The sequence below is a fragment of the uncultured Aggregatibacter sp. genome (genome assembly GCF_901873365.1).
Taxonomy (GTDB): Bacteria; Pseudomonadota; Gammaproteobacteria; order Enterobacterales; family Pasteurellaceae; genus Aggregatibacter.
Genome location: NZ_CABFLM010000071.1, coordinates 34,085 through 58,362, shown reverse-complemented (window position 1 = coordinate 58,362; position 24,278 = coordinate 34,085). Strand labels below are relative to the sequence as shown.

Sequence of the window (24,278 nt, the reverse complement as noted above, 5' to 3'; positions counted from 1 at the left end):
TTTATTTTAGGTTTGGTCGTGCATCAAGATGCACGCTACACACGAAATTGTGAATGTCTGAAAGGGATAAATAATGTTCCGTCCTTGGTTGGTCGTGCATCAAGATGCACGCTACGTACGAAATCGTTACGGATCGAAGTTAATAAAAAAGACCGCAAAATTGCGGCCTTTCTAAGTTGGTGCTCTGGGCGAGACTTGAACTCGCACGACCTACGGTCACTACCCCCTCAAGATAGCGTGTCTACCAATTCCACCACCAGAGCTTAATTCGATAAATTTTATTACTGAGGAATATCGCTATTTTTTGTATCTAACACAGCCGGTGCTTTTTGCTGTTGTTGCTGAATTTGTTCAGCCGTGCCGGATAAATCATCAAATGCACCTTGCTTCACATTATTTTTGTGTGAGTTGATGTTACCAATAACAATACTAATAATAAAGAAAATCGTTGCTAAAACTGCCGTTGTTCTAGAAAGGAAGTTACCTGCACCGGCTGCACCGAACACGGTACCGGATGCGCCACCACCAAAAGATGCACCGGCATCCGCACCTTTACCTTGTTGTAACAGGATAAAAGCGATAAGGGCAATGGAAACAACCAAATAAAGGATTAACAACGCTGAATACATTTTATCTTCTCTGATTTAGCAAATTCTAATGAAAAATAACGGCGCAGATATTAGCGAATATCTTAGTACTTCGCAAGTTATTTTATGTATTTTTACGCTATTTGGTGCAAATTCACTCAGTAAAAACATTTTGAAAAACGACCGCACTTTTAACCCTCATTCACTTTTCTTTGTTCTCGGCGCAGCCTTTTTCACGCTTTGATTATGCCGGCTTAACTCGCGTAACGCAGAAAAATTAATGTAGTGCAATAATTCAGGCAAAAGCTGGGTGAGGTTTTGCATAAATTGCTGATAACTCGCCTGTTTACGGCTAATGCCATCAAGCTGTGACTCCCAATGTGCCGTCATGTCAGGCTGCGTTGCCACATCCGGCAATGCATTAATTAAGATTCGTCCCGCCTCGGTGCTGTGAATATTACGCCCTTTTTTATAGAGAAAACCACGTTTAAACAACAATTCAATAATGCCCGCACGCGTCGCTTCCGTGCCTAAACCATCGGTTTCCCGCAAAATTTTTTTCAATTCTTTGTCTTGCACGAAACGAGCAATGCCCGTCATGGCAGAAAGCAAGGTCGCATCCGTAAAGGGTTTTGGTGGTTGCGTTTTTTTACTGACGATTTCGCCCTTTTCACAATGCAGTATTTGCCCTTTTTTGACGACCGGCAGCAGCGTATCTTGCTGTTCATCGTCGCTGTCTTCTTTGCCCCAAAGCTGTTTCCAACCGGCAATTTGCAAATTGCGAGCATGCGCCACAAAAGTCCCACCGGCAATATTCAAAGTAATTTTACATTTACGGTATTCTGCATCCGGGCAGAACTGCATGAGGTATTGTCGGGCAATCAGAAAATAAATATGTTGTTCCGCCGGACTCAAACTCACCGGTCTGTTCTTTGCCGTCGGAATGATGGCATGGTGCGCTTCGACTTTTTTATCATTCCAACAACGATTTTTTTGTTCAGGATCGATAATTTCCGGCAAAGGTTGAAATTGAGTTAAATGGGTAGAAATAGCATTCATCACCGCCATGCGATCTGCAAAATGTTCTTTTGGTAAATAACGGCAATCGGAACGCGGGTAAGTAATCAATTTATGGGTTTCATACAAACGTTGACAGGTATCCAGCACTTCCTGTGCGGACATCCCGAACCGCTTGGCTGCATCAATTTGCAATGCGGACAAGGAATAGGGCAACGGTGCCGTTTCTTTTTCCCGTTTATCCGAATAATCCGTCACTTCCGCCGGTTGATCGGCAATACGTTTTACCACATTTTCCGCCAGCGCATGAGATAACACGCGCCCATCCTCGTCCTGATAATCTTCACAGGCTTTGCTCGGCTGCCATAACGCAGAAAAAAGTGCGGTAGCTTTCTTCGGTGTTTCTTCCCCTTTTGGGTCACGCAACCAAGCCAACACTTCAAAGAAATCCTTTGGTTGGAAATGCTCGATTTCTAAGTCACGGCGTACGATAAGGCCAAGTACGGGCGTTTGCACTCGCCCAACAGAAAGCACACCATTATAACCTGCTTGTCTGCCGCGAATGGTATAAGCACGGGTCATGTTAATACCATAGAGCCAATCGGCTCGGGCACGTGCCAACGCGGAGGTGGCAAGGGGGACAAAATCACGGTTAGGTTGCAATTTTTTGATGGCTTTTTCCACCGCACTTGGGTTCAAGTCGCTGATTAAACAGCGCTGAATCGCATTGCGTTTTTCCGGTGGTAAATTGAGATAACTGAATACTTCGTCCACCAGCAACTGCCCTTCACGATCCGGGTCACCTGCGTTAACGAGGATGTCCGCTTGTTGCACCAACTTTTCAACGGTTTTTAGCTGTTTATAGGTTTCTTTTTTCGGAATTAACTGCCACTTTTGCGGCAAAATCGGCAAATCTTCTAAGCGCCATTGTTTGAAACGCGCATCATAGGCATCGGGTTCTGCTTGTTCCAGCAAATGCCCCACGCACCACGTCACGCAGTCGTTATCACCACATTTAATAAAGCCGTCACCGCGTTGGTGCGGTTTCGGCAAAACATCCGCAATCGCGCGTCCAAGGCTCGGTTTTTCTGCTATAAAAAGTCGCATAAACAAGAAAACGCAGATGAGAGAAAGAGGTTAGCCGATTTCGCGGCGACCTAAGAAAGAATGGGTCAGTGTGGTGCCATCCACCATTTCCAATTCACCGCCTACCGGAATGCCGTGGGCAATGCGGCTGACTTTGACGTTTTGTTGCAAACACAATTCTGCAATGTAATTCGCCGTAGCATCGCCTTCGACAGTGGGATTTGTCGCCAAAATCACTTCCTTGAAGGATTCTGTTTGTAAACGTTTTTGCAATAAATCCAAGCCGATCTCCCGTGGGCCAATGCCGTCCAATGGCGACAAATGCCCCATAAGCACAAAATAACGCCCTGAAAATTGCCCGGTTTGCTCAATGGCAAGAATATCTGCCGGCATTTCCACCACACAAAGCAACCCCGAATTTTGACGACGAGGGTTGTTGCAAATATGGCAAACCTCTTCTTCCGTGAAAGTACGACAATGCTCACAATGCCCAATTTTTGACATGGCTTCCGTCAGCCCTTGTGCCAAACGCATACCGCCACTACGGTTACGTTGCAATAAATGATACGCCATACGTTGTGCGGATTTAGGGCCAACGCCCGGTAATACACGTAGGCTTTCGATCAAATTTTCTAACAAGGGACTGGTTTGCATAAGGTTCTCGGTGAATTGACTGAAAAAATAAACCGCACTTTAGTGATAAAGTGCGGTAAGTTTTACGAACGTTTTTTAGAATGGCATTTTGAAGCCCGGCGGCAATGGCATACCGGCGGTGATAGATTCCATTTTTTCTTTTTGCAAATCATCCGCACGACGTACAGCATCGTTGTACGCTGCAGCGATTAAATCCTCTAACATTTCCTTATCGTCTTCCATTAAGGAAGGGTCAATTTCCACACGGCGGCAATTATGCGCCCCGTTAATGGTAATTTTCACAAGGCCGGCACCGGCTTCACCGGTTACTTCTAGTTGTGCGATTTCTTCTCGCATTTTTTGCATTTTTTCTTGCATTTGTTGAGCTTGTTTCATTAAACCGCCCAAACCGCCTTTTCCGAACATAGATTTTCTTCCTTTAATTTACATAAAAAAGTGGTCGCATTTTAGCGAAAAATTTCTGACTTGAAAACGATCAATTTCGGATTAAATTGCGCCCCAAGATGATTCGTATTATTATCCGTTGCCTTAAAAATACACGAAAAAACAACCGCACTTTCCACTCTCAAGGAACATAAGGAACATTATGGAAGCAAGACACTACATCACCATGGCTATCGCCGTGCTGGTCTTACAATTTATGTTATTCGGTTTTAGTCGTACGCTCGGCTGGCTGTTTAATCTCAGCCCAAAAATGCGCACCAAGCTGACCATCATCCTCTTTTTGCTCTTTAATGCTCTGATTGCAACCGCCCCCTTGCGTCTGTATGCCGAAAGTTTTCGCGTCAGTGCCTTGCTTCTCACCTTGTTGCTCTTTTCCACGTTTAGCAGTGCCATCGTAGGCATACTGCATCGCTTTTTTAAACCGTGGGATAACGCGCTAAAATTACTCTATCCGATACTCTTTTTAGGGTTTATTGGACTGGGTTTATATAATGCTTATACACCGGTGATACGTCATTATCAAGTCAAGCTGGATAAACCAATGCAACCTTTACGCATTGGTATGGCAAGCGATTTGCATTTAGGGCGTTTGTTTGGTTCAACACAGTTAGATACCTTGGCTGACATCATGCGGCAGGAAAAAGTAGATATTATTTTGCTCCCCGGCGACATTATGGATGATAACGTCAACGCCTATTTAGCAGAAAAAATGCAACCGCACTTTGCCAACCTGCAAGCCCCACTTGGCGTGTATGCCACCCTGGGAAACCATGATTTCTTTGGCGATCAACAACGCATTGAAGCAGAAATGCGCAAAGCGGGGATCATTCCCGTGATGGATGAAAGTGTCGTGATTGATGGACGTTTTACCCTCATTGGGCGCAATGACGACCTCGTTAAAAACAGACCAACGGCAGCGCAATTACTAAAAGGTGTCAATACGGCATTACCGGTGATTTTAATGGATCATCGTCCAACAGAGATTGAACAACACGCCAATTTGCCGATTGATATTCAGCTTTCCGGCCACGCCCATAATGGACAAATTTTCCCGGCAAATTTTATTGTAAAACTGATTTATCGCTTAAGTTACGGCTATGAAAAAATCAATCAAGGGCATTTTTTCGTCACATCAGGTTATGGCTTTTGGGGCGTGCCGATGCGATTAGGGTCACAGTCGGAAGTGATGATTATCGATCTGGTCGGACATTAAAAAAAGAACTATTCTCAATACCGAGCCCTGTGTATAATTTAACCCATTACACTTATGTTTTTATGATGATAGAGGACTCGAAAATGAAAAAATTCGTCAACGCAACTCTTACTTCTCTTTTCCTTATGGCATCTGTGACGGCAAGTGCTGTGACCGTCACCGATGCTAAAGGTGAATTCACTATAGATAAAACCCCAAGTCGCATTGTCGCGTTAGAATATTCTTTCGTTGATGCCCTTGCTCAAGTTGGTGTTAGCCCGGTCGGCGTTGCTGATGACAACGATAAAACCCGCATTTTGCAGGAAGTGCGAGATAAAATACAACCTTGGCAATCTGTCGGTACCCGTTCACAACCAAGTCTTGAAGCCATTGCCGCATTAAAACCCGATTTAATTATCGCTGATCCTTCTCGTCACACAGCGGTATATGAAGAATTAAAAAAAATCGCCCCGACCATGATGTTTGATTCCCGCCATGAAAGCTATCAGGAGAATCTTGATACGGCACAAAAAATCGGCGATGTTGTCGGTAAAGGCAGTGAAATGAAATTGCAAATTGATAAACACAATAAAATTATCGAAAACATTGCGCAAAATATCAATGTGAAAGGCAAAAAAGCGATTTTCGGCACCTCCCGCGAAGACAAATTCAATTTACAAAATGACAGTGGTTATGTCGCCAGCTTCCTTGGTGTTCTGGGTTTTAACTCGCCAAAATTACCAAACGCCACTCAAGCCTTTGCTGAAATTAATCTTGAGCAACTAGTGATGGAAAAACCGGACTATATGTTTATAGCCCACTATCGCCAAGAAAGTATCGCCCGCAAATGGGAAGCAGAACCTTTGTGGCAAGCCATTCCTGCCGTGAAAGCCAAACATGTATTTAGCGTCAATGCCGATATGTGGGCGCGCGGACGCGGCATTACGGCCAGCGAGATCATGGCAAAACAAGTTGAACAATTCGTTAATCAAAAATAATGTTTGGCACAGCTTTTCGTTGGGGCTTGCCCCTGCTAGGACTGGCTTTCCTGTTATGGGGAAGCCTGTTTTTATACTACCCTATTGAAATTTCACCATTAGATGCGCTAAACGCCTTTTTCCCCAATGGCGATGAATTGGCCAAGATCACTGTGGTTGATTTACGCTTTCCGAGAGCTTTAGTCGCGATCGCATTAGGCGCCAATTTGGCGGTAGCCGGGGCATTATTACAAACCATCACCCGCAACCCACTAGCCTCACCAACGCTATTAAGCGTCAATTCCGGCGCAAGTTTGGCTATGGTAACGGCGAGTGCCATTAGCCCGGCCTTATTATCAGGCTATAGCATTGCCTTGGTGGCAAGTATCGGCGGTGGAATCAGCTGGTTGGTTGTAATGTTGATCAGCAACGCGTGGAAAGACAGTAGCGGCGATCGCAGTCGCGTGATTTTGGCGGGGATTGCCGTGTCGTTATTGTGTACTGCCCTCACCAAATTAGTGTTAATTATGTCAGAAGATCATGCCTTTGGCGTAATGAGTTGGCTTGCCGGCGGTATTTCTCATGCCCGTTGGAACGAATGGCACGCTATTTGGCCGTTTCTGCTATCGAGCGCTCTCTTTTGCCTCTTCTTTGCCAGCCGCTTAAATTTACTCAATTTAAGCGACGAATCCGCTCAATCCTTGGGAATTAACCTATTCCGTCTGCGTTGGTATGCCAATATCATAGCATTATTAATTGTGGGTTCAGCCGTTAGCGTAGCCGGCCCGGTCGCCTTTATCGGTTTGTTAATTCCACACTTAGCACGTTATTGGATCGGCTATGATTTACGAAAATCATTACCCATGTCCATGTTATTAGGCGCTATTTTAATGTTGGCGGCGGATACCATTGCCCGTGCTGTTGATTTCCCAAGTGAAGTGCCTGCCGGCGCCATTTTGGCCTTAATCGGTGCGCCAATCTTTGTATTATTTGCCAGAGGAAAACACTAATGCGCCGTTCTCATTCAGGATTCCGTGCAATCGGCTTTTACTTATCGGCACTCTGTACGGTCTCGCTATTATTTGTATTAAGCATTCGCTACGGCACTTACACGCTATCCTTTGATGAAATTAGCCAGGCTTTTCACCCTGACGATAAAAACTATTTCACGTTAATGGAATACCGTCTGCCACGCGCGCTACTCGCCATTATTATCGGCGGTGCATTGGCCATTTCCGGGGTGTTGGTGCAAAGTGTCGTGCGTAATCCGTTGGCCTCTCCTGATATTTTAGGAATCAATAACGCTGCCGGTTTAGTCGCCGTTACCGTATTAATTTTCCTACCGAATTTAGCCTTTTACTGGCTACCGATTTTCGCCTTTATCGGCGGTGTCCTGTCTTTCATTTTGTTATGGATGATATGTGGTTTTAACTTCCGCCCGATCAAAATGGCCATTATCGGCGTAGCGCTTTCTGCCCTATGGGCGGCAATCAGCCATTATTTAATGCTAACCAATCCGGTAGAAATCAACACGGCTATGCTTTGGCTAACCGGAAGTTTGTGGGGCAGAAGTTGGGCTTATGTCAATGTCGTTTTGCCTTGGTTGTTGGTGTTATTGCCGTTACCGTTTATTTTCTGCCGAGATTTGGACACTTTAGGTTTAGGTGAAAACAAAGCGGCCACCTTGGGAGTAAGCGTAAATAAAACGCAAATCTTGGTATTAGTGCTGGCTGTTGCGCTTTCCACCACAGCCGTCGCCATTTGCGGCCCCATCGCATTTCTCGGCTTAGTTGCACCGCACTTAGCACGCAAATTGGTCGGTGGACGTCACCGCACATTATTGCTGGCATCCATGCTAATCGGCACGTTGTTGTTACAGATTTCCGATATTTTAGCGCGGGTTATCGATCCGCCGACAGAACTGCCCGCCGGTATTCTCACCGCCATTATCGGCGCCCCTTACTTCTTCTATTTATTGATGAGAACGAAATAATGAGCATTGAGATCAATAAGTTACAATTAGGCTATCAAGATAAAACTATCGTACGGGATTTATCTCTCAGCTTTCCTAGCAACCAAATTATTGCCTTAATTGGCCCGAACGGGTGTGGCAAATCCACAACACTAAAAGCGGTGGCCCGTTTGCTCAAGCCTCGCCTAGGCAAAATTACTCACAAAGGCAAAGATATTTGGCAAAGCACGCCGAAAGAATATGCCAAACAATTAGCGTTCTTGCCACAACAACATTTGGTGCCGGAAGGCATTAAAGTACGCGAATTAATTGCTTACGGCCGTTCGCCTTATTTGAATTTGTGGGGCAAATTGAGTGATAAAGATGAGCAATTAGTGGCTTGGGCTATGGAACAAACCCACACCACGGAACTGGCAGAACATTTGGTATCGGATTTATCCGGCGGACAACAACAACGGGTTTTCCTAGCCATGACATTAGCGCAAGATGCAGAGCTTGTTCTGTTAGATGAACCCACCACTTATTTGGATCTCAACCGCCAGGCGGAACTCATGGGCATGATGCGTCAAATGCAACAAAACGGCAAAACCGTCATTACGGTACTCCATGATTTAAATCAGGCTTGTCGTTATTGTGATTATTTAATCGTTCTCAAAGACGGCAACCTTATGGCTCAAGGAACGCCTGACGAAGTGATGACAGAAGGGCTGTTAAAAGAGGTGTTTGATTTAGAAGTAGTGATTCACCGCGATCCAATTAGCCAAACACCCATGTTTATTTTGAAGTAAACAAAAGTACGGTCATAATCTGGGGGCAAGTATGATAAGTTGCCCCTATTCACACTTTCTAAAATCATATTCTGTAATCACATTCTATTATGTCATTTCGCTATAAAACCCCATTCATTTTTTGTCTCACTTCCGTTAAAATAGTTGAGAATTGTTTTCAATCACAGATACCAAGGAGACTTATGATGTTAAAAAAAGCATTGTTAACACTCACCTGTATTGCGATGGCAACGTCCGCATTGGCAAAAGAAGTTACGATTCCCACGGCGCGCGGCGATGTTACGTTAAATGCACCACCCGCCAAAATAGCGGTGTTTGATACCGGCAGTTTGGATACATTGCAAGCCTTGGGTGTGAAAGTCGATGGCGCAGCGGATGTGGCAAAACTCCTTCCGTATCTGAAACCAACCTTAGATTCGGCAAAAAATGTCGGTACCATTTTTGAGCCAAACCTTGAAGCCTTAAATGAACTTAAACCTGATTTAATTATTGTCGGCACTCGCACGGCGAAAAAATTTGATGATGTCAGCGCTATTGCAAAAACGATCGATTTAACCGATAACGGCGATAAATTAGTGGAAAGCGGCATTCAACGCATTGACAGTTTCGGCCATTTATTTGATAAACAAGCGGCAGCAGATAAGTTAAAAGGTGAATTGGAAACCTTATTAAAAGACACTAAAGCCGCCGTGAAAGACAAAGGCAACGGTTTAATTATTTTAGTCAACGGTGGCAAAATTTCCGCATTCGGTAGCGGTTATCGTTTAAGTTTTATTCATGATGAACTTGGCGTACCAATGGCGGATCCAAGCATTAAAGGTACCGGTCATGGCCAACCGGCGAGCTTTGAGTTTATTGAAAAAACCAATCCTGACTGGTTGTTTGTATTAGATCGCATTTCTGCTATTGGCGAAGAAGGTAAAACCGCCAAAGAAGTGTTGGATAATGAATTGGTTCGTCGCACTAAAGCCTGGAAAAACGGTAATGTCGTTTATCTCAGTAGCGCTTCCTACTTAGCGCCGGGCGGTGCGGAACAATTAAGAACAGACTTAAGCGCCATTAAAGCGGCTTTTGAGAAAAAATAATCACGCTTATCGTTCTCTTCATTGTGTCAAACTAAGACAATAATGAAGAGAACTTTTTATTGCCTAAAAAACGCTATGTCGAATATTTTTACCCTAAATCGGATAAATTTTTTCATTCTTGTATTACTCGCCGCATTAAGCATTACCGTGGGCGTAGCCGATTTCCATTGGTCTCAATTTTTTTCCCAACCGGAACAAATGCAAGTTCTGTTAATCAGTCGCTTGCCTCGAACCTTTGCCGTCATTTTAGTGGGTGCGACCCTTGGCGTGGCAGGCATGGTGTTACAAATTGTCTTAAAAAATCGCTTTATTGAGCCGGGCATGATCGGCGCCAGTCAAAGCGCGGCATTCGGGATTTTATTCACCAGCCTGTTATTTCCAAGCGCCGCCTTGCTTCTCAAAATGTCCGTCGCCACCGTCTCCGCACTCATTGGCATGGGCATTTTTACCTTATTGTTACAGCAATTACCGCCACATCAACGTCTCATGGTGCCGTTGGTGGGGATTGTGTTCGGCAATATTATTGAGGCGATGACCACCTTTCTTGCCTACGAAACAGACAGCTTACAAACCTTGTCCATTTGGTTTTCCGGCGATTTTTCCGGCATCTTGGCAGGACGTTATGAATTATTATGGCTCACTGCCGCCCTTGCCGTAGTGGTTTATATTATGGCCGATCGTCTGAGCATCACCGGACTGGGGAAAAATATCAGTACCGGCTTAGGGATTAATTATCGTCAAATGACGTGGTTTGCGTTAATTGTGGTGGCGATGATTACTGCGGTAGTCGTCGTCACCGTTGGGCAAATTCCCTTTATCGGCCTGGTTGTACCAAATATTATTTCCCGCTTAGCCGGTGACCGATTACGCCAAAATCTGCCTTCGGTTGTATTGCTCGGCGCCAATTTGGTCTTGGTTTGTGACATTATAGGTCGAGTCATTAACGCACCTTATGAAGTCCCGATTTCGACCATTTTCGGCATTGTCGGCACATTGATTTTCCTCTATTTGTTATTTAAGGGGAAAGCCAATGCAAAATAATCGCGTTATGTTATTACTCGGTGCCCTACTCACGTTTGCTTGCGTCTTTTTTATGACCTATCACGCCAATGGTAACTGGGATTTCATTTTGCCGTTTCGTGGAAAGAAACTGTTGTTATTGCTGATGATGGCCTACACCATTGGCATATCTACATTGCTATTCCAAACCTTAACCAATAACCCGATTCTAACCCCCAGCATTTTAGGCTTTGACTCCTTATATTTATTGGTGCAAAGCATTTTAGTGTTTCTCTTCGGCGGAATTGGATTTACACAACTCAATGTGGCCGGCAAATTTGCCTTTGAAACCTTGCTTATGTTGCTTGGTGCACTCCTGTTATTCCGTACACTCAGCAAAAACAACAGCGATCTCGCCCGCATGATTTTGGTGGGGATTATTTTCGGTGTGCTTTTCCGCAGTGTAAATAACCTGCTACAGCGCATGATCGATCCCAATGAATTCGCCGTTGCACAAGGATCTTCCTTTGCCAGTTTTAACACGGTGAACCCAACCTTATTATGGATTGGTACTGTCATTACATTGGTCAGCGCTCTGTGGATTTGGCAACAACGTTTTAAATTAGATGTACTCCTACTGGGGCGTGAACGCGCTATCGGATTAGGCTTGGAATATCATCAGTTCAGCCGCCAATTACTCATTTGCTGCGCATTTTTGGTGTCAATTTCCACCGCACTTGTCGGGCCAATTCTGTTTTTAGGCTTATTGGTGTGTGCCATTGTCAATGCCATCAGCCCGACTATGCACCACAGCATTCGCATCCCAATGACGTTTATGGTGTCAGCCATCACGTTGGTGAGCGGGCAAGCCATCTTCGAACAAGTGATGAAGATGCAAGGTGTGCTTAGCGTAGTTGTCGAATTTGTCGGTGGATTGGTGTTTATCTATTTGATGTTAAGACGGGCAAAATAAAGGAATGTATTGTGATAAAAATTGAAAATATAACCTATAAAATTAATCAGGCGACGATTTTAAATAACATTAATCTCACCATCCCAAACGGTGGTATTACCGCATTGATCGGCGCTAATGGTGCTGGTAAATCCACGCTACTCTCTTTGGTTGCGCGCTTAAATCCGATTCAACAAGGGCAAATTTGGCTAAATGATATGGATATTGGCACCACGCCATCACGCACAATTGCGCAAAACCTGGCAATTCTGACCCAAGATAACGTGATTCATAGTCGCATTACGGTAAAAGATTTGTTGATTTTCGGCCGTTATCCGCACCATCAGGGGCGTCCGACGGAAGAAGACAATGCCATTATCCGCGATGCCTTACAACGTTTTGAATTAGCACCCTTAGCTAATCGTTTTCTTAGCGAACTTTCCGGCGGTCAACGTCAACGCGCCCTGATTGCCATGACCTTCTGTCAAAAAACCGATCATGTACTGCTTGATGAACCTTTAAATAATCTTGATATGTTCCACGCCCGCGAGCTCATGCGCTTGCTACGCCAACTGACCGATGAACTGGCACTGACAACGGTAATGGTGGTGCATGACATCAATATGGCTGCCGCCTACGCCGACACCATTGTCGCCATGAAAAACGGTGAAATTGCCATGATCGGCACACCGGAAGAAATCATTACCCAAGAAAATTTAAAAACGGTATTTAATTTAGAGGCGGAAGTGTTGACCCATCAGAGGAAAAGACTGGTCGTACATCATATGTAGTAGATTATTTGAAAAGTGCGGTAGATTTTCATCCTGTTTAAAACAACTGAAAAATCCACCGCACTTTACTCTAAGGAAAAATCCTTATCTTTCGGCCTTTAATAACCCGGAAGAACCTTCCGAATAATCTTTCGGCTGATCGTCCGGCGTTGTCGGTGAAACCTCGCCGGTCACATCAAGCTGCTGCTCTTGGAATAAGGCTTTGTCATTTAATTCAGGCAATAATTGAACGGAAGCGCCGGCAAAATGCTGATATAAATGTTGATAATCCTGCGCTAGCGTTTTTAAGAGATTTGCGCTTTCCGCAAAATGCTTTTCCAGTTGCTGTTTTTGATTTTCCAGCTGTTCTTTCAACACGCGCAACTCCGTTTCGGTTTTCACCTGTTTTTTTACGGAGGCTTTGGTAAAACGCAATAAAAAATAACCCAGCGCCAATCCCACAACTAAGCCAAGTAAAGCGGCTCGCCACATCTCCGGTGTCCAAGATTGCATACATCACTCCTTCATCATTGAATAGAAAAAAACCGCTATTATCATAGCTTGAACGTTTTTATATTTCTATGGGCAAGATCACATAACGATAATATTATGCATACTGTTTTAGCCACGCTCTCAGTTTTTCCACTTCTTCTCGCCATTCTTCAGTCAGTTGTCGGCACCAAAGGGCAATATTCTCTTGCCATTGTTCTGTCTCGGCATTTTGTGACCGTGACGCGATTTCCTGCAAGCGTTTTAAACCAACAGAAGCCAACGCCCCTTTAATTTTATGCGCTAAGGCAAGCACATTGGCTTGCCGTGCCGGATCCTGCAAATAGGCTTGATAGGCCTGCTGTAATTCAATGGCGTACCCTGCCATAGTTTGTTCAAATAAGGTGAGATTATCTTGCACAAATTTTACCCCCAGCATTTCCACCAATTCGCCCAACATTTTCGTATCAAAATCGGCAGAGGCTTGGAGTTGCTTGGTGTCGGTGAGTTCAAATTGCGTGATTTCTTCGCCGAAATAATCGAACAGACACTGATTCAACTCATCCAACGACAGCGGTTTGTGAATGACATCATCCATGCCTTGCGCGAGATATTCTTCTTTTTTCTGCACGACATTTGCCGTCAAGGCAATGAGCGGTGGCAGGAAATCATAAGTGCCATTTTCATAGTTTTGGCGTAAGTGATGGGCAATATCAAAGCCTGACATATCCGGCAACTGAATATCCAAAAACACCAAATCATAATAATTTTGCTCAAATTTTTCGATGGCCTGCGCACCGGTCATCGCGACATCAATTTGGTAACCCAATTTTTCCAGCAAGGATTTCGCGACCACCACATTCACTTCAATATCTTCCACCAACAAGATATTAAGCTTTAATGGCAACTTGCTGTCGTTTTCTGACGGACGAAAAGCCTCTTCTGCCTTAAACGTTAACAAAAAGGTGGAACCCTGCCCCATTTTGCTGGTAACGGTTAAATCACCCCCCATTAATTTAGCTATGGCTTTGGACACCGATAACCCAATGCCGCTCCCCAAGGATTTATTACGGTTAGAACTCACTTGATAATATAGCTCAAAGATTTTTTCTAAATCGGCTTCACCAATGCCAATGCCCGTATCCGTCACGCGAATCGCAAATTCATTGTTAGCGATTTGCTCAACCGATAAGGTTACGCTGCCTTGTTGCGTAAATTTCACCGCATTGGTAATCAAGTTCCATAAGATCTGATTCAACCGCACGCCATCCAACATCAGCCAGTTTGGCAAGGTTGGCGGGCAATCTAAGTGAAATTCAAGACGTTTTTCTTCCGCCATTAATACAGCGAAATTGCTAATGTCATTGAGCAAGGCATAAAAATCCGTTTCTTTGCAATGCAATTCAATACGGCGGGCATCAATTTTTTCTAAATCAATAATGTCGCTGAAAATATGCGACAAAGAAATCGCACTGCTATTGATGGTTTTTAAATAATTGCGTTGGCGTTCGGTGGGGTGCTCTTCCAACAAAATGCGGCTTAATCCGATAATGCCGTTTAACGGGGTGCGCAACTCGTGGCTGATCGTTGTCATTAAGGTGGTTTTGTCTCGGCTAATTTTCTCCACTTTGTCTAACGCTGCCGACAAACGACTTTCGACTAAAAGTCGCTCTTTTACTTCGCTTTTCAGTTCTGAAACAGAATGGGAAAGTGCCTGGCGAGAATATTCCAGCTTTTCCACCAATAACGTAAAAAAATAAATCACAAAAGGTGCTGAAATCATTCCAAATACGATCGAACGGAGCAAATCCTGCCAGTAGATTTTTCCCACAAAAATCAGGCTGAGCACCATTTGGGTGCATAATGCCAAAATCGCCAAGATCATCACGCCTAACAGCGAGAAACGGATTTTTCCTAAACGAACGACCCACTCTACATAGCGATGGGCAAAACTGCCAAAATGTTTGATTTTTTTCATAAGAATCCATAACAAAAAATAATGTGCATTGTACCTGAATTGCGCCATTTACACGGAAAAGTTTTCTTACTGCACGAAAGTGCGGTCAAAAAACACCGTATATTTCGACCGCACTTTTGCGCCCACTTCACGCAATTCTTCCTAACAATAGCGATAAAAATCAAGTACAATACGACAATTCTATTTTGCTGCAAAAAAGGATAAGACCATGGCGCGCAAACCGGCTGAAAAAAACGAACCGGATTTTGAAAATACCTTAAAACAACTGGAAGAAATCGTCTCCCGTTTGGAAAATAACGACCTTTCTCTTGAAGAAGCATTAAAAGATTTTGAACAAGGCATCAAGCTGGCTCAGTTAGGTCAAGAACGCTTACAGCAAGCGGAACAGCACATCCAAATTTTGTTACAAAAAAACGAAAGTGCCAAACTCAGTGATTATCAAGCGGAAGAATAACGGGGCGGTAATGTATCAGTTCTCAGAAGATTTACAGCAAGTTCAGCAGCGAATTAATCATTTTTTAGCCGATCAATTTGCCCACCTTGATAGCGCGCCCGCGCCTTTAGCTGACGCCATGAAATATGGCTTGTTATTAGGTGGAAAACGCATTCGCCCCTTTTTAGTTTATGCCACCGGCAGAATGCTTGGTGCCGATTTAGCGCAGCTTGATTATGCGGCAGCCGCCATTGAAGCCATTCATGCTTATTCTTTGATTCATGATGATTTGCCTGCCATGGACGACGATGAATTGCGTCGCGGCCACAAAACTTGCCACATTGCATTTGACGAAGCCACCGCAATTTTAGCCGGTGATGCATTGCAAGCCTTTGCCTTTGAAATCTTAACGGATATTCCAACGCTATCAGCGGAACAAAAGCTAGCGCTCATTAAAACCTTAAGTGCCGCTTCCGGTGTCAAAGGCATGTGCTTGGGACAAAGTCTGGATTTAATATCAGAACACAAAGTCATCAGCCTGCAAGAATTAGAACATATCCACTTAAATAAAACCGGTGCCTTGCTCACGGCAGCGCTCACGATGGGCTTTATTTGCTCGCCTCATTTTGCAGACAAGGCTTTAGCACAACCGCTGGAACGCTATGCCACGGCAATTGGACTCGCCTTCCAAGTACAAGATGATATTTTAGACATTGAGGGCGACAGCGAAACCATCGGCAAAACGGTCGGCTCCGACTTGACGGCTGATAAAAGCACTTATCCGAAATTATTGGGGCTGGAAGGTGCCAAACAAAAAGCACAAGAACTTTACGAAATGGCATTAGCCGAACTGAGAGATTTACCTTTTGATACCACCGCACTTTATGCGTTGGCGGAATTTATCATTAAACGAAAAAGCTAATCTCCCCCAAAGTGCGGTGGAAATTAGACCTGTTTTTAACGTAGTGATAGATAAATTTTAACGTTGGATTGATTAACCCTTATGCAAAACTACCCCCTTTTATCATTGATTAATTCGCCTGAAGATTTACGCTTGTTAAACAAAGAACAACTCCCTCAAGTGTGTCGAGAGCTACGCGAATATTTGCTGGAATCGGTGAGCCAAAGTAGCGGACATTTAGCGTCCGGTTTAGGCACGGTGGAACTGACCGTTGCGCTGCATTATGTCTTTAAAACGCCTTTCGATCAGTTAATTTGGGATGTAGGCCATCAAGCCTATCCGCATAAAATCTTAACAGGTCGTCGTGACCAAATGTCGACTATTCGACAAAAAGGCGGGTTACACCCCTTCCCTTGGCGTGGTGAAAGCGAATTTGACGTCTTAAGCGTAGGACACTCTTCCACCTCGATCAGTGCAGGATTAGGCATTGCCATTGCCGCAGAACGGGAAAATGCCGGAAGGCAAACGGTTTGTGTCATCGGTGACGGCGCCATTACGGCAGGTATGGCATTTGAGGCATTAAATCATGCCGGTGCATTGCACACCAATATGTTGGTGATTTTAAATGATAACGAAATGTCTATTTCGGAAAATGTCGGCGCGTTAAACAACCACCTTGCCCGAATTTTCTCCGGTTCGTTCTACTCTACCGTGCGCGACGGTAGCAAAAAAATTCTCGATAAAGTGCCAACGGTAAAAAACTTTATGAAAAAAACCGAAGAGCACATGAAAGGCGTGATGTTCTCACCGGAAAGTACCTTATTCGAAGAATTGGGTTTCAACTATATTGGCCCTATCGACGGACACAATATTGATGAATTAATCGCGACATTGAGCAATATGCGCGATCTAAAAGGCCCTCAATTACTCCACATAAAAACCAAGAAGGGTAAAGGCTATACACCGGCAGAAAAAGATCCTATCGGTTTCCATGGCGTGCCAAAATTCGACCATTTAAGCGGTCAGTTACCCAAATCCAATGCCACTCCAACCTATTCCAAAATTTTCGGCGATTGGTTGTGTGAAATGGCAGAACGAGATCCAAAACTTATCGGCATCACCCCGGCAATGCGCGAAGGTTCCGGCATGGTGGAATTTTCTCAACGTTTCCCACAACAGTATTTTGATGTGGCGATTGCTGAACAACACGCGGTAACCTTTGCAGCCGGTTTGGCAATTGGTGGATACAAGCCTGTGGTTGCTATTTATTCAACTTTCTTGCAACGTGCTTATGACCAACTCATTCATGATGTCGCCATTCAAGATCTGCCGGTTCTCTTCGCCATTGACCGTGCAGGCATTGTCGGTGCCGATGGTCAAACTCACCAAGGTGCATTTGATATCAGTTTCATGCGCTGTATTCCAAACCTGATCATCATGACACCAAGCGATGAAAATGAATGCCGCCAAATGCTTTATACCGGCTATCATTGTGGCAAACCTGCTGCCGTGCGTTATCCACGCGGAAATGCCATGGGTGTCACCTTAGAACCTTTACAACCATTGGAATTGGGGAAATCAAAACTTGTTCGTGAAGGTAAAAAAATCGCCATTTTAAATTTTGGTGCGCTTTTACCAAATGCCTTGATTGCCGCGGAAAAACTGGATGCAACCGTAATTGATATGCGGTTTGTAAAACCATTAGATGCAACTCGTATTAACGAGATTGCCAACAGCCATGAACTCCTTGTGACATTAGAAGAAAATGCGATTCAAGGCGGTGCCGGAAGTGCCGTGGCGGAAGTATTGAATCAGCAGCAACACCAAGTGAAATTGTTGCAATTAGGTCTACCGGATTTCTTTATCCCTCAAGGATCGCAAGCAGAAACGCTCACTGATTTAAAATTGGATGCTGCAGGCATTGAACACCAAATCGTGGATTTTCTGGCTGAGAAATAGCACTCTCAATCAAAAACGACAGAGGATTCAACCTCTGTCGTTTTTCTTTTTGGTCGCTATTAAAAAAAGCAAAGAAATTTTCACTTTTCGTTGAACTATTTTTCAGATGTTCAGTCTTAACAAATGCTAGTGCGCTGCAAATGCAGTCGTCTTTTAACGTTTTCTTATATTTAAGACCTCCCCGCTATTCAGAAATTGGATAGCGGTTTTTTCTTTTTTGGGAAAAGGGAAACAAGGAAAAGGAAAAAGTGCGGTCGATTTCTGACGTATTTTACGCCAAGTCAAGGAACAATAACAATCCGCACGTAAAACGTGCGGTTTTTAGGCTCCCCTATAAGGGTCTATACTTCACAAGCCTCTCAAGGGGCTTGTGAAAACTGACAGCCGTGTTTATTTTCATATCACTATTTTAGTGAATCGTAGCGTGCAACTTGTTGCACGAAATCGTGAATTACGCATCGAGGTTAATGTTTTAATCATTCGTGCAACAAGTTGCACGCTACGAGGGGTAAATAAAAAAGCCATTAATACTGTATTAATGGCTTATTAATGTTGAATTTTGGAGTTTGCGCTTATCGGCTGCCTTCTTCAATCACACGAGGAAATAGAATATTATTTTCCGTATGAATGTGCATCATTAAATCATCCATAAATTCTTTAATGCCGCTATAGAGTGCGCGCCAAGTATTGCAAGCATCTGCCGGTGGCGTTAAGTTATTGGTCAAGGCTTTTAGCACCTCTAAATGTTCTCCATGTTCGGCATGTTCATGTTCCATTACTTGAATCGGCATTCTTGCCATGGCGTAATTGCCCATTTTGATCATTGGAAATAAAATTTGCTCTTCTTTCATCATATGGCTGCTTAAATCGGCATAAACATTGTGTAATTCAGCTGCCACACCGACCGGGCAATCATCACGATCGCCATGTACAGATTCTACGCGTTCAGCCAGTACAATAAGCTCTTGCAGCTGAGCACGATGACGCTCATGATAACGATGAATAATATGATCGATGATCTCGGCATAAGGTGCAGTCAACCAACGTTGCTCATCATCTTGCTGTTTACTCTCTTGTAGTTCGGTTAAACGTGCTTCGATTTCCGCTAAATTTAAATTTTTCTCGGCAACCGCAGCACCCAAGGTATCCGCACCACCACAACAAAAATCTAAATCATATTCACGTAAAAGTGCGGTTGATCCCGGAATTGAAATCGCAATTTCACTTAATTTCTTATCGGCAAAAGACATTCTAATTTCCCCCATAATGTGTTAATAATAAAAAACCTAGCAAAATAGTAAACTATTCTCTAAAAAGATAAAGGGCTTTTTTAAAAAAATTTGTTTTATATGATTCAGGTCAAAGGTCATACCTTAAAATGGGAAGACGGAAAAAGTCGAAAAGCGGTATCCTAAATAGCATCACTTTACAAGGAAACACCATGAACCGTTTATTGACCACGCTATTTGCCGTCTGGCTACCTCTTTCAACCCTTGCCTTAGAAAAAGAAGCTCGTGAAATGCCGAAAGGCGGAATTGATAAAGCTCTATTGGGACAAATTTTATTTTTTGACAATAACCTTTCTTTTCATGGCAATCAAAGCTGCTCCAGTTGCCACAGCCCGGATACCGCCTTTGTTGACTTACGGGAAAACAGTGCAGACAAAATGGTCTCCCAAGGCGATGATCCCAAACTGTTCGGCACACGCAATGCACCAACCATGCTTTATGCCAGCTACGCGCCCGAATTTCATTATGATGAAAAAATTCAAGATTATGTAGGCGGTCAATTCTGGGATGGGCGTGCCAAGAACGTTGCCGAACAAGCCGGTGGCCCCCCTATCAATCCGGTGGAAATGGGGATGCCGGACAAACTTTCTGTGGCTAAACGGATCTACAATACGCCGATGTATTTCATGCTCTTAACCCAACATTATGGCGAAGCCACATGGGACAGCGTAGATAGCGTTTATGCCGCGATGGAAGATGCCCTTGCCGTATTCCAAAAAGAAAAACGCTTATTACATCCTTTTGATAGCAAATACGATAAATCTTTGCAGGGCAAATACGCGATGACTGCGCAAGAAAAGCGCGGTCAGCAGTTATTCTTTGATAACACCAAAACCAACTGCAGCAACTGCCACCAAGCGCAACCAGCTGAACATAAAGAAGAAACTTTCACGAATTATCGCTATTACAACATGGGTGTGCCGAAAAATCAGCGGTTAATCGCGCATAATCAGCTCAGCGAAGATTTTATCGATAACGGCTTGTTGGATAACCCAATGGTCAAAGGCGATCAACGCCAAAAAGGCAAATTCAAAGTACCAACCCTGCGCAACATTGCCGTCACCGCACCTTATATGCATAACGGCGTGTTTAAACATTTACGTACTGTGTTGGAATATTTCGATCATTTCAACAACCCGGCACGTAAACTCAACCCTGAAACCCAACAACCTTGGGACGCATCGGAATATGCCACCACAATGAATCAGGAAGATCTTAAGGCGCCAGCATTAAGCGATGAACAACTGGACGACCTTGAAGCCTTTTTGAAAACCTTAACAGATGAACGCTACGAAACGTTGCTGAGACAATCTGAAAAACGCCCGTCAAAATGACCGCACTTTTCGCGCCTCACCTTGACAGGCACTTAGTCGGCATGAAACGCCTCGATACTGGGAAGACTAACCCAAAATTGAGGCAATTAATCTCTTCCGCTTGTTCACACTACTAACCGTTGGCGGACGATTTCAAACAAACAAACACCGGTTGCCACGGAGACATTGAGGGAAGAAACCGAACCTGCCATTGGAATGCTGATGAGTTGATCACAATGCTCTCGAGTTAAGCGGCGCATGCCTTCGCCTTCTGCTCCCATGACCAACGCCAACGCCCCTGTGAGCTTGGTTTGATAGAGAGTTTCGGTGGCTTCACCGGCGGTGCCAACAACCCATACATTGTGTCGCTCTTGTAGATCACGCAGGGTACGGACAAGGTTAGTCACTCGAATAAGCGGGATATTTTCTGCTGCGCCACACGCCACTTTTCGCGCGGTCGAATTGAGTTGGGCAGATTTATCTTTTGGCACAATCACTGCAGTTACGCCTGCTGCATCTGCCGTTCGCAAACAAGCGCCAAGGTTATGTGGATCGGTGACGCCATCTAAAACCAATAATAAAGGCGCGTTGCGTATTTCGAGTAAACGATCCAAATCATGCTCATTTAATTCCGGTAACGGGTGCACTCGCGCAATAATGCCTTGGTGCACTTCGCCTTCCGCTTTTTTATCCAAGGTTTGGCGATTTAAAAATTGAACGGAAATGCCAAGTCGTTGAATTTCATTAATCAAAGGTTGTAAGCGTTGATCATCTCGGCCTTTTAACGCCAAAACTTCAATTAAACGTTCCGGATGGTTAGAGACAAATGCTTTTACTGCGTGGATGCCATAAATTGTTTCACTCATGTTTTTTCTTTACCTTTTTCGTTTTGGATGCGGCATTGGATTTCATATTAGAAACATTACCTTTTTTGACCGCACTTTTGTTTATTTTTGCCTTTTTGTTTGTCGTTGTTTTCTTAGGCGCTTTGACTTCCGCTTTTTTCGCCTTTGTTCGCGCTGTTTTACCACTACGTTTAGGCTTGCGTTCACTTGAAATTAAAGAAAAATCAATTTGTTTTTGCTCTAAACTCACGGCTTCTACACGCACTTTCACCGCATCACCGAGACGGAAAATCATGCCACTGTTTTCACCGATCAGACGTTGTTTCGGCATATCGAATAAGTAGTAGTCATTCGCCAAACCGGAAATATGCACTAAGCCATCGATAAACAGATCATTCAAGCGGACAAAGAAGCCGAAACCTGTCACGGAAGAAATGACACCGTCAAATTCTTCGCCCACATGATCCTGCATATATTCACATTTCAGCCAATCGGCGACTTCACGGGTGGCATCGTCGGCGCGGCGTTCTGTGGAGGAACAATGCGCGCCAAAGAGATCCATTTCTTCAAGTGGATAATGATATCCACCGGTGTCGGTCGTTTTACGTTTAGAGCCCTTTTGTTTCGCCAATAAGTATTTGATGCCACGATGTAACGTCAAATCCGGATAACGACGAATCGGCGAGGTGAAATGGGCATATTCTTCTAATGCCAAACCGAAGTGACCGATGTTGTCGGCGCTATAAACCGCTTGGCTCATAGAACGTAGCAACATGGTTTGGATCAATTCGTGATCCGGGCGTGGTTTAATCTGTTCAAGTAGCTGCGCATAATCGGTCGGTGTCGGTTTATTCCCACCGGATAGACTCAAGCCACATTCCGCCAAGAAACTACGAAATGCCGTGAGTTTTTCTTCACTTGGTACGGCATGAATGCGGTAAAGCGCCGGTTCTTGATGTTTTTCCATGAAGTTGGCAGACGCAATATTCGCTAAAATCATGCATTCTTCAATGATTTTATGGGCATCGTTACGCACGACTGGCTCAATCCGCTCAATACGTCCCAACGCATTGAAAATAAATTTGCTTTCAATGGTTTCAAATTCGATGGCGCCGCGCTGTTGGCGAGCTTTTACCAACGCCTGATACATTTCATGCAGGTCTTGTAAGTGAGGTACTAAGGATGCATAACGTTCACAAAGTGCGGTGTCTTTTTCCAGTATTTTTGCCACTTTGTTATAGGTTAAACGGGCGTGGGAGTTCATCACTGCTTCGTAAAATTGATAGTCTGTCATTTTGCCTTTGGCAGAGATCGTAATTTCACACACCATACACAGGCGATCCACTTGCGGATTTAACGAACATAAACCATTGGAGAGTTTTTCCGGCAACATTGGCACGACGCGATTTGGGAAATAGACGGAATTGCCTCGATTATAGGCTTCCGTGTCCAATGCGCTTTTCGGTCGAACATAATAGCTCACATCGGCAATGGCTACCCAAAGCTTCCAGCCTTTGCCTTGTTTTTGGCAAAATACCGCATCGTCAAAATCACGCGCATCTTCACCATCGATGGTCACTAACGGCAAGTTACGCAAATCTACACGACCACGTTTAGCCTCTTCAGGCACGTCTTCAGACCATTTTTTAAGTTGTTTTTCCACCGCACTTGGAAAACTGTGGGGAATATCATGTTTACGAATGGCAATTTCCACTTCCATGCCCTTCGCCATATTGTCACCCAGTACCTCGGTAATTTTGCCGATAGGCTGGAAGAACGGCGCTGTGCGCGGATGGAGTTCCACCACAACAACTTGCCCCATACGTGCACCAAGACGGGCGTTATCGGGGATTAAAATATCGCGGGTAATACGGCTGTCGTCCGGCATCACATAGCCAATGCCTTGTTCGATAAAAAAACGACCGACAATTTGTTTTTTATTCGCTTCCAACACCCGCACGATGCGCACTTCCGGACGACCTTTTCGGTCAAATCCGTTAGGTTGCGCCAACACATAATCGCCGTGCATGACTTTTTGCATTTGTACGTTGGGAATGAAAAAGTCGTCTTTTTTCCCTTCCACTTGTAAAAAACCGAAGCCTTCTCGATGCCCAATCACCATACCTTTAAGCAAATCCAGTTTTTCCGGTAAGGCATAGCATTTACGTTTGGTAAAGACTAGCTGACCGTCATTTTCCATGGCGCGTAAACGACGGCGCATAGCGTCTTGTTGCGTTTCATCCGTGATGCCCAACGCAATAAAAACTTCCTCTTTGGTCATGGGCGCATTATGCGTACGGATTGTCTGCAAAATAAATTCCCGACTGGGAATGGGGTTGTCGTATTTGGCTAATTCTTTTGCATAATTCGGATCTTGAGGAGGGGATTTTTTGGCCATGATATTTAAATTTATCGAAATGAAAGTGCGGTTCATTTTAAAAAGATTTTCTTATTAGGCAAGGAAAAATGTGATTGAGGCGACATTTTTTAGCTTTTTCTCAGCAACCCGAAAACTGACTTGCTATAATCCTTTTTAGTTAATATTACA

At 44.2% G+C, this 24,278-nt stretch carries 22 protein-coding genes and 1 tRNA gene; 13 read left to right on the top strand and 10 right to left on the bottom strand.

Annotation, left to right across the window (positions count from 1 at the left end; all coding sequences use genetic code 11):
- Positions 1-177 precede the first annotated feature (177 nt).
- The 5 genes from QZ106_RS06350 to QZ106_RS06330 form a co-directional block, all read right to left on the bottom strand.
- A tRNA-Leu gene (locus QZ106_RS06350) sits at positions 178-263 on the bottom strand.
- Positions 264-281: 18 nt separating this feature from the next.
- Entirely contained in the window at positions 282-629 is a 348-nt protein-coding gene (gene secG, locus QZ106_RS06345) for a preprotein translocase subunit SecG (RefSeq protein WP_209363065.1), read from the bottom strand.
- A gap of 156 nt (positions 630-785) precedes the next feature.
- On the bottom strand, positions 786-2,711 hold the full coding sequence (locus tag QZ106_RS06340; protein ID WP_295975703.1) for a DNA topoisomerase III: 1,926 nt from the start codon (positions 2,709-2,711) through the stop codon (positions 786-788).
- Between the two features lie 30 nt (positions 2,712-2,741).
- Positions 2,742-3,344: a recombination mediator RecR gene (gene recR / locus QZ106_RS06335; RefSeq protein WP_021615662.1), complete on the bottom strand. Its 603-nt coding sequence runs from the start codon at positions 3,342-3,344 to the stop codon at positions 2,742-2,744.
- Positions 3,345-3,419: 75 nt separating this feature from the next.
- A complete protein-coding gene (locus QZ106_RS06330; RefSeq protein WP_290521825.1) occupies positions 3,420-3,749 on the bottom strand; it encodes a YbaB/EbfC family nucleoid-associated protein in 330 nt (109 codons plus the stop codon).
- A gap of 181 nt (positions 3,750-3,930) precedes the next feature.
- Here QZ106_RS06330 and QZ106_RS06325 point away from each other — a divergent pair, with 181 nt between their 5' ends.
- The 9 genes from QZ106_RS06325 (at position 3,931) to QZ106_RS06285 (ending at position 12,544) form a co-directional block, all read left to right on the top strand.
- Positions 3,931-5,001, top strand: a complete 1,071-nt coding sequence (locus QZ106_RS06325) for a metallophosphoesterase (RefSeq protein ID WP_295975697.1) — start codon at positions 3,931-3,933, stop codon at positions 4,999-5,001.
- Between the two features lie 83 nt (positions 5,002-5,084).
- Positions 5,085-5,978, top strand: coding sequence for a Fe(3+) dicitrate ABC transporter substrate-binding protein FecB (locus tag QZ106_RS06320; protein WP_295975692.1), 894 nt, complete (start codon positions 5,085-5,087; stop codon positions 5,976-5,978).
- Complete coding sequence (fecC, locus tag QZ106_RS06315) at positions 5,978-6,967, top strand: iron-dicitrate ABC transporter permease FecC (protein WP_295975689.1); 990 nt, start codon at positions 5,978-5,980, stop codon at positions 6,965-6,967. The genes QZ106_RS06320 and fecC overlap by 1 nt, the downstream gene beginning before the upstream one ends.
- Positions 6,967-7,950, top strand: a complete 984-nt coding sequence (gene fecD / locus QZ106_RS06310; protein ID WP_295975687.1) for a Fe(3+) dicitrate ABC transporter permease subunit FecD — start codon at positions 6,967-6,969, stop codon at positions 7,948-7,950. Before fecC ends, fecD begins: the two co-directional genes overlap by 1 nt.
- The gene (fecE, locus tag QZ106_RS06305) at positions 7,950-8,717 is read left to right on the top strand and encodes a Fe(3+) dicitrate ABC transporter ATP-binding protein FecE (RefSeq protein ID WP_295975684.1); all 768 of its coding nucleotides are present in this window, start codon (positions 7,950-7,952) and stop codon (positions 8,715-8,717) included. Before fecD ends, fecE begins: the two co-directional genes overlap by 1 nt.
- Positions 8,718-8,902: 185 nt before the next feature.
- Positions 8,903-9,802, top strand: a complete 900-nt coding sequence (locus tag QZ106_RS06300) for a siderophore ABC transporter substrate-binding protein (protein ID WP_295975793.1) — start codon at positions 8,903-8,905, stop codon at positions 9,800-9,802.
- Between the two features lie 75 nt (positions 9,803-9,877).
- Positions 9,878-10,843 (top strand): iron chelate uptake ABC transporter family permease subunit, encoded by a 966-nt coding sequence (locus QZ106_RS06295; RefSeq protein ID WP_295975681.1) that lies wholly within the window; start codon positions 9,878-9,880, stop codon positions 10,841-10,843.
- Positions 10,833-11,774 carry an iron chelate uptake ABC transporter family permease subunit gene (locus tag QZ106_RS06290; protein WP_295975678.1) on the top strand — a complete coding sequence of 314 codons (942 nt, stop codon included), beginning with the start codon at positions 10,833-10,835 and terminating at the stop codon, positions 11,772-11,774. Before QZ106_RS06295 ends, QZ106_RS06290 begins: the two co-directional genes overlap by 11 nt.
- Before the next feature lie 11 nt (positions 11,775-11,785).
- Complete coding sequence (locus QZ106_RS06285) at positions 11,786-12,544, top strand: ABC transporter ATP-binding protein (protein ID WP_295975674.1); 759 nt, start codon at positions 11,786-11,788, stop codon at positions 12,542-12,544.
- An 84-nt stretch (positions 12,545-12,628) separates the two neighbouring features.
- Here the strand turns inward: QZ106_RS06285 and QZ106_RS06280 are convergent, their stop codons facing one another.
- Together QZ106_RS06280 and QZ106_RS06275 are read right to left on the bottom strand one after the other, a co-directional pair.
- Positions 12,629-13,036 (bottom strand): DUF1043 family protein, encoded by a 408-nt coding sequence (locus tag QZ106_RS06280; protein ID WP_295975671.1) that lies wholly within the window; start codon positions 13,034-13,036, stop codon positions 12,629-12,631.
- A gap of 94 nt (positions 13,037-13,130) precedes the next feature.
- Entirely contained in the window at positions 13,131-14,990 is a 1,860-nt protein-coding gene (locus QZ106_RS06275) for an ATP-binding protein (protein WP_295975668.1), read from the bottom strand.
- Positions 14,991-15,198: 208 nt separating this feature from the next.
- On the opposite strand from QZ106_RS06275, the gene xseB reads away from it, so the two are divergent.
- The 3 genes from xseB (at position 15,199) to dxs (ending at position 18,283) form a co-directional block, all read left to right on the top strand.
- Positions 15,199-15,444 (top strand): exodeoxyribonuclease VII small subunit, encoded by a 246-nt coding sequence (xseB, locus tag QZ106_RS06270; protein ID WP_021615675.1) that lies wholly within the window; start codon positions 15,199-15,201, stop codon positions 15,442-15,444.
- Between the two features lie 10 nt (positions 15,445-15,454).
- The gene (gene ispA / locus QZ106_RS06265; protein WP_295975665.1) at positions 15,455-16,345 is read left to right on the top strand and encodes a (2E,6E)-farnesyl diphosphate synthase; all 891 of its coding nucleotides are present in this window, start codon (positions 15,455-15,457) and stop codon (positions 16,343-16,345) included.
- Positions 16,346-16,426: 81 nt separating this feature from the next.
- On the top strand, positions 16,427-18,283 hold the full coding sequence (dxs, locus tag QZ106_RS06260; RefSeq protein ID WP_295975662.1) for a 1-deoxy-D-xylulose-5-phosphate synthase: 1,857 nt from the start codon (positions 16,427-16,429) through the stop codon (positions 18,281-18,283).
- A 572-nt stretch (positions 18,284-18,855) separates the two neighbouring features.
- Here the strand turns inward: dxs and ytfE are convergent.
- Positions 18,856-19,533 (bottom strand): iron-sulfur cluster repair protein YtfE, encoded by a 678-nt coding sequence (gene ytfE / locus QZ106_RS06255; protein ID WP_209363092.1) that lies wholly within the window; start codon positions 19,531-19,533, stop codon positions 18,856-18,858.
- Between the two features lie 191 nt (positions 19,534-19,724).
- Here ytfE and QZ106_RS06250 point away from each other — a divergent pair, with 191 nt between their 5' ends.
- Positions 19,725-20,906 (top strand): cytochrome c peroxidase, encoded by a 1,182-nt coding sequence (locus QZ106_RS06250; protein WP_295975659.1) that lies wholly within the window; start codon positions 19,725-19,727, stop codon positions 20,904-20,906.
- A 104-nt stretch (positions 20,907-21,010) separates the two neighbouring features.
- Here the strand turns inward: QZ106_RS06250 and rlmB are convergent, their stop codons facing one another.
- Complete coding sequence (gene rlmB, locus QZ106_RS06245; protein WP_295975656.1) at positions 21,011-21,751, bottom strand: 23S rRNA (guanosine(2251)-2'-O)-methyltransferase RlmB; 741 nt, start codon at positions 21,749-21,751, stop codon at positions 21,011-21,013.
- Complete coding sequence (gene rnr, locus QZ106_RS06240; protein WP_295975653.1) at positions 21,744-24,128, bottom strand: ribonuclease R; 2,385 nt, start codon at positions 24,126-24,128, stop codon at positions 21,744-21,746. Before rnr ends, rlmB begins: the two co-directional genes overlap by 8 nt.
- Positions 24,129-24,278 lie beyond the last annotated feature (150 nt).

What these genes read in the sequence shown, in the direction of transcription:
- secG (WP_209363065.1), bottom strand. Translation starts at nt 629, where the DNA reads ATGTATTCAGCGTTGTTAATCCTTTATTTGGTTGTTTCCATTGCCCTT.
- QZ106_RS06340 (WP_295975703.1), bottom strand. Translation starts at nt 2,711, where the DNA reads ATGCGACTTTTTATAGCAGAAAAACCGAGCCTTGGACGCGCGATTGCG.
- recR (WP_021615662.1), bottom strand. Translation starts at nt 3,344, where the DNA reads ATGCAAACCAGTCCCTTGTTAGAAAATTTGATCGAAAGCCTACGTGTA.
- QZ106_RS06330 (WP_290521825.1), bottom strand. Translation starts at nt 3,749, where the DNA reads ATGTTCGGAAAAGGCGGTTTGGGCGGTTTAATGAAACAAGCTCAACAA.
- QZ106_RS06325 (WP_295975697.1), top strand. Translation starts at nt 3,931, where the DNA reads ATGGAAGCAAGACACTACATCACCATGGCTATCGCCGTGCTGGTCTTA.
- QZ106_RS06320 (WP_295975692.1), top strand. Translation starts at nt 5,085, where the DNA reads ATGAAAAAATTCGTCAACGCAACTCTTACTTCTCTTTTCCTTATGGCA.
- fecC (WP_295975689.1), top strand. Translation starts at nt 5,978, where the DNA reads ATGTTTGGCACAGCTTTTCGTTGGGGCTTGCCCCTGCTAGGACTGGCT.
- fecD (WP_295975687.1), top strand. Translation starts at nt 6,967, where the DNA reads ATGCGCCGTTCTCATTCAGGATTCCGTGCAATCGGCTTTTACTTATCG.
- fecE (WP_295975684.1), top strand. Translation starts at nt 7,950, where the DNA reads ATGAGCATTGAGATCAATAAGTTACAATTAGGCTATCAAGATAAAACT.
- QZ106_RS06300 (WP_295975793.1), top strand. Translation starts at nt 8,903, where the DNA reads ATGTTAAAAAAAGCATTGTTAACACTCACCTGTATTGCGATGGCAACG.
- QZ106_RS06295 (WP_295975681.1), top strand. Translation starts at nt 9,878, where the DNA reads ATGTCGAATATTTTTACCCTAAATCGGATAAATTTTTTCATTCTTGTA.
- QZ106_RS06290 (WP_295975678.1), top strand. Translation starts at nt 10,833, where the DNA reads ATGCAAAATAATCGCGTTATGTTATTACTCGGTGCCCTACTCACGTTT.
- QZ106_RS06280 (WP_295975671.1), bottom strand. Translation starts at nt 13,036, where the DNA reads ATGCAATCTTGGACACCGGAGATGTGGCGAGCCGCTTTACTTGGCTTA.
- QZ106_RS06275 (WP_295975668.1), bottom strand. Translation starts at nt 14,990, where the DNA reads ATGAAAAAAATCAAACATTTTGGCAGTTTTGCCCATCGCTATGTAGAG.
- xseB (WP_021615675.1), top strand. Translation starts at nt 15,199, where the DNA reads ATGGCGCGCAAACCGGCTGAAAAAAACGAACCGGATTTTGAAAATACC.
- ispA (WP_295975665.1), top strand. Translation starts at nt 15,455, where the DNA reads ATGTATCAGTTCTCAGAAGATTTACAGCAAGTTCAGCAGCGAATTAAT.
- dxs (WP_295975662.1), top strand. Translation starts at nt 16,427, where the DNA reads ATGCAAAACTACCCCCTTTTATCATTGATTAATTCGCCTGAAGATTTA.
- ytfE (WP_209363092.1), bottom strand. Translation starts at nt 19,533, where the DNA reads ATGTCTTTTGCCGATAAGAAATTAAGTGAAATTGCGATTTCAATTCCG.
- QZ106_RS06250 (WP_295975659.1), top strand. Translation starts at nt 19,725, where the DNA reads ATGAACCGTTTATTGACCACGCTATTTGCCGTCTGGCTACCTCTTTCA.
- rlmB (WP_295975656.1), bottom strand. Translation starts at nt 21,751, where the DNA reads ATGAGTGAAACAATTTATGGCATCCACGCAGTAAAAGCATTTGTCTCT.
- rnr (WP_295975653.1), bottom strand. Translation starts at nt 24,128, where the DNA reads ATGGCCAAAAAATCCCCTCCTCAAGATCCGAATTATGCAAAAGAATTA.